Source organism: Acetatifactor sp. (assembly GCF_982438285.1).
Genome location: NZ_CEWDFQ010000131.1, coordinates 1 through 7,867, shown reverse-complemented (window position 1 = coordinate 7,867; position 7,867 = coordinate 1). Strand labels below are relative to the sequence as shown.

General features: G+C 47.0%; 9 protein-coding genes. 8 read left to right on the top strand and 1 reads right to left on the bottom strand.

Features of this window, described 5'->3' with window-relative positions; genetic code table 11:
- Window positions 1-272 (top strand): ATP-binding protein (locus AC1WIP_RS08090; protein ID WP_481141370.1); only part of this gene is annotated, 272 nt, incomplete at its 5' end.
- Between the two features lie 147 nt (window positions 273-419).
- Window positions 420-659, top strand: a complete 240-nt coding sequence (locus AC1WIP_RS08085) for a hypothetical protein (RefSeq protein WP_481141369.1) — start codon at window positions 420-422, stop codon at window positions 657-659.
- An 86-nt stretch (window positions 660-745) separates the two neighbouring features.
- On the opposite strand, the gene AC1WIP_RS08080 is transcribed toward AC1WIP_RS08085, so the two are convergent.
- Entirely contained in the window at window positions 746-1,948 is a 1,203-nt protein-coding gene (locus AC1WIP_RS08080; RefSeq protein WP_481141368.1) for a ribose-phosphate pyrophosphokinase, read from the bottom strand.
- Window positions 1,949-2,209: 261 nt separating this feature from the next.
- Between AC1WIP_RS08080 and AC1WIP_RS08075 the strand changes: the two genes are divergently transcribed.
- The 6 genes from AC1WIP_RS08075 to AC1WIP_RS08050 form a co-directional block, all read left to right on the top strand.
- A complete protein-coding gene (locus AC1WIP_RS08075) occupies window positions 2,210-3,262 on the top strand; it encodes an inorganic phosphate transporter (RefSeq protein ID WP_481141367.1) in 1,053 nt (350 codons plus the stop codon).
- 49 nt (window positions 3,263-3,311) lie between these two features.
- Window positions 3,312-3,935, top strand: a complete 624-nt coding sequence (locus AC1WIP_RS08070) for a DUF47 domain-containing protein (RefSeq protein ID WP_318704163.1) — start codon at window positions 3,312-3,314, stop codon at window positions 3,933-3,935.
- Window positions 3,936-3,960: 25 nt separating this feature from the next.
- The gene (locus AC1WIP_RS08065; RefSeq protein WP_481141366.1) at window positions 3,961-5,319 is read left to right on the top strand and encodes an ArsB/NhaD family transporter; all 1,359 of its coding nucleotides are present in this window, start codon (window positions 3,961-3,963) and stop codon (window positions 5,317-5,319) included.
- Between the two features lie 55 nt (window positions 5,320-5,374).
- Window positions 5,375-5,983, top strand: a complete 609-nt coding sequence (locus AC1WIP_RS08060; protein WP_481141365.1) for a cytidylate kinase-like family protein — start codon at window positions 5,375-5,377, stop codon at window positions 5,981-5,983.
- A gap of 73 nt (window positions 5,984-6,056) precedes the next feature.
- Entirely contained in the window at window positions 6,057-7,400 is a 1,344-nt protein-coding gene (locus tag AC1WIP_RS08055; protein WP_481141364.1) for a DUF512 domain-containing protein, read from the top strand.
- A 15-nt stretch (window positions 7,401-7,415) separates the two neighbouring features.
- Window positions 7,416-7,867, top strand: a 452-nt coding sequence (locus AC1WIP_RS08050) for a GTPase (protein ID WP_481141363.1), incomplete at its 3' end; no start/stop codon positions are given.

Genomic DNA, 7,867 nt, shown 5'->3' with positions numbered 1-7,867 from the left:
TTTATCTGGATTTGACTGTGGAAAACGGCAGGGTCTGCACGGCCATTAAAAACATTTCTGAGAGCAGAATGAACATCAGTCCGGAAGAGCTGACGGAGCGCTTCATCAGAGGAGATGAATCCAGAAGTGAAGAGGGCAGCGGATTGGGGCTGTCCATTGCAAAAAGCCTGGTACAGCTTCAGGGAGGAGAATTTACAATTTACCTGGACGGAGATCTCTTCAAGGTAGTCATAGAATTCCCGGAGTATGTGGGCACCCTGCAAGAAACTTGAAATAGGCATATTGAACAATATAAAACGGATGTAAAAGTAGTAAATGTGACGAAATGCACAATAAAATAGCAAATTTTACTTACAAAAAGGATTTTTTTCGATTATAATTAAATTATAAGATCGTTAAAAACAAAAGGAAGGTAGAAGATGAAAAGAGTAAAAGCAGCGTGCATTACGCAAACATTACATTTCCTGTTGAAGGAAGACGCCGGACATGACTATGCTGTGAGGCTTGTCAACGAAGAGGTGAGAAAATACAAGGAGCAGCTTAACAGGAACAAGACACAGTATAAGATTCTTTCAGAGGAAACACAGGCTGACGGCTCTATTATCCTTGAGATAAAAAAGCAGTATAACACTTCTCCGGTAGGAAACTATCTGGATTAGCCGCAAAGTTTGAAACGAAAGTTGAATCATAGGAAAGATATAAAGGGAAACGGCGCAGCCTTAGATGGCTGTGCCGTTTCCTCAATTTAGTCGTGGGTCAGATACTCTATATTGGTGCGGTTATTGTATGCCTCCAGAATACCGTGTATCTTCTCGGTTGTGGCAAGCGCATTGGAGAGAGAGACATCGTGATTCATAAAATCGATGAGGGAGGCGATAAATTTACTCATATCCGCCTCGATAAAATAGGGCCTGGAATAAAGCTCAGGAGGAAGATAGGTAAGGTCCGTGGTCACCACCTTGTCAAAATAGCCCTGTTCATAGGCTTTATCAAAAGCATCCAGGCCGTCGGTGAATAAACCGAAGGTGCAGCAGATAAATACCCGGCGGGCATTCATACGCTTTAACTGCTTTGCGGTGTCCAGCATACTGCCACCTGAGGAAATCATATCGTCAATAATAATGATATCCTTTCCGTCGATGTTGTCTCCCAGAAATTCATGGGCCACAATAGGGTTTTTGCCATTGACGATGGTGGAATAGTCGCGTCTTTTATAAAACATACCGGTGTCTACGCCCAGCACACTGGAAAAATAGATGGCCCGGTCCAAGGCCCCTTCGTCGGGACTGATGACGATCAGGTGCTCCTTATCCACCAGCAGATCATCCTCTGAATTTAAGAGTGCCTTAATGAATTGATAAGGCGGCGTAAAATTGTCAAAGCCGTTTAAGGGCGTGGCGTTCTGCACTCTGGGATCGTGGGCGTCGAAGGTGATAAAATTACTCACTCCCATATCCCGAAGCTCCTCCAAAGCGTAAGCACAATCCAGGGATTCCCGTCCGCTTCTCTTGTGCTGCCTGCCCTCGTAGAGGAAGGGCATAATCACATTGATACGCTTGGCCTTGCCATTGCAGGCGGCGATTACGCGCTTCAAATCCTGGTAATGGTCATCGGGAGACATATGATTGGTGTAGCCATTGATCGTGTAGGTGATACTGTGATTGCACACATCCACCAAAAGAAATAAATCTTTTCCCCGGATGCTTTCTCCAAAAACGGCCTTTGCCTCTCCGCTGCCGAAACGGGGAACCTGTAGATTTACGAGGTAATTTGATTCACTGTAACCGTGAAAGGCAGGATCACTTTTTACTTTTTCATTATGTATGCTTTTCCTGAATTCCACCAGATAATCATTAATCCGGCGTCCCATCCGCTCTGCGGAAGAGAGCGCGGCAATTTTCAGCGGAGCCACGGGCATGGCATTCTCAAGCTCGCGTAAATTAGGCATATGCTTCCTCCTGTAGGTAATCTCTATATAGATAAGAACAACAAACGTCGCTGACAATTCATTTATATCATTATGCCCGGGGCGCGTCAAGGAATAATTTGAGAGACGGCTTCCAGGGGTGTCCTTACGGTTCTTTACGTTTCCTTTACAATTCTTTTACATATTTTGTTGTTTCTTTTTACGCCAGATGATATAATGATGATAACGGCCAACCGGGAACAAACGGATTCCCGTTTCTTTTGAGGCCGCAGGAGGATAAAGGTGGATTTATCATTTGAACATTTCTGGGCGCAGCTGATGGGAAATCCGCTGCTGCTTCTTGCAGTGGTTTTAACGCTGGGAGTGATTCTGGTCAACGGCTGGACGGACGCACCCAATGCCATTGCAACCTGTGTTGTCACCAGATGCATGCCTGTGCGGGCAGCAATCATCATGGCGGCGGTCTTTAATTTTCTTGGTGTTTTTATTATGAGTATGGTGAATGCAACGGTGGCGGAGACCATAACCAAAATGGTGGATTTTGGCTCGGACTCCCATCAGGCCATTGTAGCATTAAGCGCGGCGCTGTTTGCCATTGTAGTCTGGGCTACCCTTGCCTGGTTTTTTGGCATTCCCACCAGCGAAAGCCATGCGCTGATCGCAGGTCTTACAGGGGGAGCCATTGCGCTTCACGGAAGCCTTGAGGGCGTAAACGGATCTGAGTGGATCAAGGTAGTTTACGGCCTGGTCATTTCCGTGGTTCTTGGGTTTGGACTGGGGTGGCTTGTGTGCAGGTTTATTGTTTTTTTGTTCCGCCGGGCAAACCGGGTAAAGACGGAGAAGATTTTTCAAGCGGCTCAGATATTCGGCGCAGCATCCATGAGCTTCATGCACGGAGCTCAGGACGGACAGAAATTTATGGGGGTGATTCTGCTGAGCCTGCTTTTGGCCAACGGGCAAAGCACCTCTGAGGCGGTGGAAATGCCTGTGTGGCTTATGCTTTTGTGTTCTGTGGTCATGGGGCTTGGCACTTCCATCGGCGGTAAAAAAATCATAAAATCCGTGGGAATGGATATGGTAAAGCTGGAAAAATATCAGGGGTTCTCGGCAGACATCGCTGCCTCCCTAAGCCTGTTGTTCAGCTCCGTTTTCGGCATACCGGTGTCCACTACGCATGCAAAGACCACAGCTATCATGGGAGTAGGGGCGGTAAAGCGCATTTCTGCCATCAATTTTTCTGTGGTAAAGGAAATGGTGCTCACCTGGGTGCTCACTTTTCCGGGATGCGGCCTGATTGGATTTATTATGGCCAAAATTTTTATGGCGGTGTTCTGAGAAAATCAGAATCGGCGGATACATACTGAAAAAGAAAGGAAACACAGATATGGCAAGCAAAGCAGATCGCTTTTACTATGAAAATTTTAAGGAGGCAGCGGACTACTGCTGTAAGGCGGCGGATTACCTTGTAGAATGCCTTACCACCTACCGGCCGGACCGGATAAAAGATATGCTGGGGAAGATGCACGAGATTGAACACGCTGCGGATCAGAAAAAGCACGAAATGAGCGCGGCGCTGGCAAAGGCGTTTGTGACCCCCATTGACCGGGAGGATCTGGCGGAGCTGAGTCAGAATATCGACGAGGTCTGCGATGTAATAGAAGAGATTTTGCAGAGATTTTACGTGAATCAGATACAGTCCGCTACCCGGGACGGGATTCTATTTGCAAAGAAGATAGCGGGATGCTGCCGTTTGATGAAGGATATGCTTTCCGAGCTGGAAAACTTTAAAAAGCCGGAGAAACTTCATTCCATGATTGTGGAGCTGAATCATGCGGAAGAGGAGTGCGACGCCATATATCTGGAGTCGGCATTGCGGGTCCGGGACTTGAACACGGATGTGCTTGAGATTGTTGCATGGCGGGAAATCTACCATTGTATGGAGAGCTGTGCAGATGCATGCGAGCATGTTGCGGATTCGGTGGAAACCATCGTTATGAAAAATACCTAAAAAAGAGCAGGAGGAGGCATAGGAAATGGCTGCACAGGTTTTGGCGATTCTTATTTTTCTTGCCATGTTCATTCTTATTATCACAGAGATTTGGGAAAGGCATGTTATCACATTGGGCTGTGCTTTGCTGACACTGGTTCTGGTGTTCGGATTTGGGATGCACAGTATGTCTGCCATTGTGGAAACCCTGAATGTGGGAAGCATCTTTACACCCCAGTTTTGGTATACGGCCGGACAGTCGGGGGAGGCGTCAAGCGGCATCAACTGGGAAACTATTGTTTTTGTGGCGGGAATGATGATTATGGTGGAGGGAATGGCCCATGTGGGATTTTTCCGCTGGCTCTGCATGCGGATTGCAAAGGCGGTAAAATATCAGGTGATTCCCATATTTCTCACTTTTATGATCCTGTCAGGATTTCTGGCTATGTTTATTGACAGTATCACCGTGATTCTTTTTTTGGCGGCAGTGACCGTAGAGCTGTCCCAGATGCTGAAATTTAACCCGGTTCCCATGATCCTGTCAGAAATTTTCTGCGCGAATCTGGGCGGTTCTGCAACTATGTGCGGAGACCCGCCCAATATTATCATAGGAACCTCTCTGGGATATTCCTTTTCAGACTTTATCACCAATACTGGATTGATTGCGGGTGTGTCCCTGATTGCAGTAATTCTTTATTTTTATCTGGTATTTCACAAACAGCTTAAAGCGCAGGCCGCAGCCGGCGGGGAGGCAGGGATTTCCCTGATGAAGCCGGAGGAGGCGATTACCAGCAAAAAGGGTTTTGTTATGAGCTGCATTATTTTTCTGTGTGCGGTTGTACTGCTGGTCACCCATGCCCAGACAGGGCTTACAGTTTCCTGTATCGGAGTATTCATCGGCGCAGTGACGCTGATCTCCTCCGGAAAGCAGGCTCCCACACTGCTGAAGCGGGTTGACTATAAGACGCTTTTGTTCTTCATCGGATTGTTTGTTGTGGTAGGAGGATTGGAGCAGACGGGCATTCTGCAGCTTATGGCTGCTTTTATCGGAAATATCAGCAATGGGAATGTTATGCTGATTGTGGCTATTATCCTGTGGCTTTCGGCTGTCGCCAGCGCTTTCATCGACAATATTCCATTTGCCGCCACCATGATTCCCATTATCAACAGTCTTGCGGCAGCCCAGGGAGTGGATCTGTCCGTTCTGGCGTGGGCTCTTGCCATGGGAACCGATGTAGGGGGAAGTGCCACGCCTATTGGAGCTTCCGCCAATGTAGTGGGAATTGCCACGGCAGCTAAAAGCGGGCATATCATCAAATGGGGCAAATATTGTAAGGTGATGGCGCCGGCTACCATTATGGTAGTAGCTATTTCCATGCTGATGATTTACTGGAGATATTTATAAATTTACGGTATTTATCAATTGGAGATGCAGGCAGAATCAAGAAGGAGGGAACAGGATGAAGGGACAGCTGATTATTTCCATTGGACGTGAATTCGGAAGCGGTGGGCATGAAATTGCCCAGAAGCTTGCTGATCAGTATGAGCTGCCGCTGTATGACCACAATCTGCTGGATGAGCTTGCAGGACATAATAACCTTGACGGGGATGTCCTGAAGGAGTTTGACGAAGCAGGACGAAAAAAACTTTTGTCCCGGACTGTGAGGGGAATGAATAATTCTCCGGAGCAGAATGTGGCACAGCTGCAGTTTGATTATCTGCGGAAAAAAGCAGATTCAGGGGAATCTTTTGTGATAGTGGGGCGCTGTTCTGAGACGATCCTTAAGGGAAATCCAGGCTTGATATCCATTTTTGTGCTGGGTGACATGGAGACCAAGATTGAACGGATTATGAGGCTGTATCAAAAGTCGAGAAAGGATGCGGAGGAGCTGATTCTGGAGAAGGACAGAAAGCGCAAGAAGTATCACAACAGTCACTGCAGGATAAAGTGGGGAGATTCCAGAAATTATGATCTTTCCATTAACAGCAGCAGACTGGGAATCGAAGAGAGCGTGAGGATACTGTCACAGTATATTGATGCGAGAAGAAAAATGCAAGAAGCGCAGTGAGGGGACGGTTCTCAAAGAACCGTCTTTTTCTCTGAAAGGGTTTTAAAGAAAAGGTTTCTTGGAAAGGAGCGGCATGCAAAAAAAGGGACATTTGGTAAAATCGGTGGCGCCGGGAAGCATAGCCCAGGAGCTGGAAATAGAGCCTGGGGATAGAATTCTTGCCATTGACGATACGGAAATAGAGGACATTTTTGATTATCAATTTATGACCCAGAACGACTATCTTGAAGTTTTGCTGGAAAAGCGGGACGGAGAGCAGCTGATTTTAGAGATATATAAGGATTTTGAGGAGGATCTGGGAATTATATTTGAAAATGGGCTTATGGATGAATACCGCCACTGCCGCAACAAATGTATTTTCTGTTTTATTGACCAGATGCCCAAAGGGATGCGGGAGACGTTGTATTTCAAGGATGATGATTCCCGCCTTTCTTTTCTGCAGGGGAATTATGTGACGCTCACAAATATGTCCGATCATGATATTGACAGAATCTGCAGATACCACCTGTCTCCCATCAATATATCCTTTCATACCATGAATCCTAAGCTTCGGTGCAGTATGCTGAATAACCGGTTTGCGGGGGAGGCTCTGAAGAAGGTGGATGTTTTAAATCAGGCCGGAATCCGTATGAATGGGCAGATTGTGCTGTGTAAAGGCATCAATGACGGGCAGGAGCTGGACTACAGCATAAGGAGGCTTATGGAGTATATTCCTAATTTGGAGAGTGTCTCCGTTGTGCCGGTGGGATTATCAAAATACCGGGAGGGGCTTTACCCGTTGGAGCCCTTTGAAAAAGAGGATGCCTGTAAGGTTCTTGAAATGATTCATCATTATCAGAAGCTTTGCTATGAGAAGTTTGGGATTCATTTTATCCATGCAAGCGACGAGTGGTATATACTGGCGGGGGAGGAGCTGCCGGAGGAAGAACGATATGACGGCTATCTGCAGCTGGAAAATGGAGTAGGCATGGTGCGCCTGCTTTTGAATGAATTTAGAGAGGCTCTCGATCAGCGCAGGAAGAGCGGGGAACGGTCTAAAAAGCGTTCTGGCGGGCCTGCCTTAGAATTATCCATGGCCACAGGGCTTTTGGCCTATCCTTACATTGACCGGATGGTAAAGGAGGTAATGGAGGCTTTTCCCAATTATAAAATTCATCTTTATCCCATCACAAATCATTTTTTCGGAGAACGGATCACCGTGTCCGGGCTGCTCACGGGACAGGATATCAGGGATCAGCTTGTGGGGCGTAAGCTGGGGGAGCGGCTTTTGCTTCCCCAGAATGTGCTGCGAAGCGGCGAAGATGTATTTCTGGACGATCTGCATGTCTCAGATTTGGAAAAGGCTTTACAAGTTCCCGTTAATATTGTAAAATCAAGCGGATATGATTTTTTGGATGCAATCATGATTGACGGTTAAAAGAGGAGAAAAGAAATGGCGAAGAAAAGGCGCAAGCCCATAGTTGCAGTGGTAGGAAGGCCCAATGTGGGAAAGTCTACGCTGTTTAACGCTCTGGCAGGCAGCAATATATCGATTGTGAAGGATACGCCCGGCATCACCAGAGACCGGATTTATGCGGATATTTCCTGGCTGGATAAGACGTTTACCCTGATTGACACAGGCGGAATCGAGCCGGAGAGCAAGGATGTGATTCTCTCCCAGATGCGCGAGCAGGCCCAGATTGCCATCGATACGGCAGATGTGATCATCTTTCTTGTGGATGTTAAGCAGGGGCTTGTGGATGCGGACGCCAAGGTGGCGGATATGCTGCGCCGTTCACATAAGCCTGTGGTGCTTGTGGTAAACAAGGTGGATAAATTTGATAAGTATATGGCCGACGTATACGAATTCTATAATCTTGGAATTGGAGATCCTCATCCTATTTC

Coding starts and splice junctions, on each gene's coding strand:
- AC1WIP_RS08080 (WP_481141368.1), bottom strand. CDS start 1,948: ATGCCTAATTTACGCGAGCTTGAGAATGCCATGCCCGTGGCTCCGCTG.
- AC1WIP_RS08065 (WP_481141366.1), top strand. CDS start 3,961: ATGGCTGCACAGGTTTTGGCGATTCTTATTTTTCTTGCCATGTTCATT.
- AC1WIP_RS08060 (WP_481141365.1), top strand. CDS start 5,375: ATGAAGGGACAGCTGATTATTTCCATTGGACGTGAATTCGGAAGCGGT.
- AC1WIP_RS08085 (WP_481141369.1), top strand. CDS start 420: ATGAAAAGAGTAAAAGCAGCGTGCATTACGCAAACATTACATTTCCTG.
- AC1WIP_RS08070 (WP_318704163.1), top strand. CDS start 3,312: ATGGCAAGCAAAGCAGATCGCTTTTACTATGAAAATTTTAAGGAGGCA.
- AC1WIP_RS08055 (WP_481141364.1), top strand. CDS start 6,057: ATGCAAAAAAAGGGACATTTGGTAAAATCGGTGGCGCCGGGAAGCATA.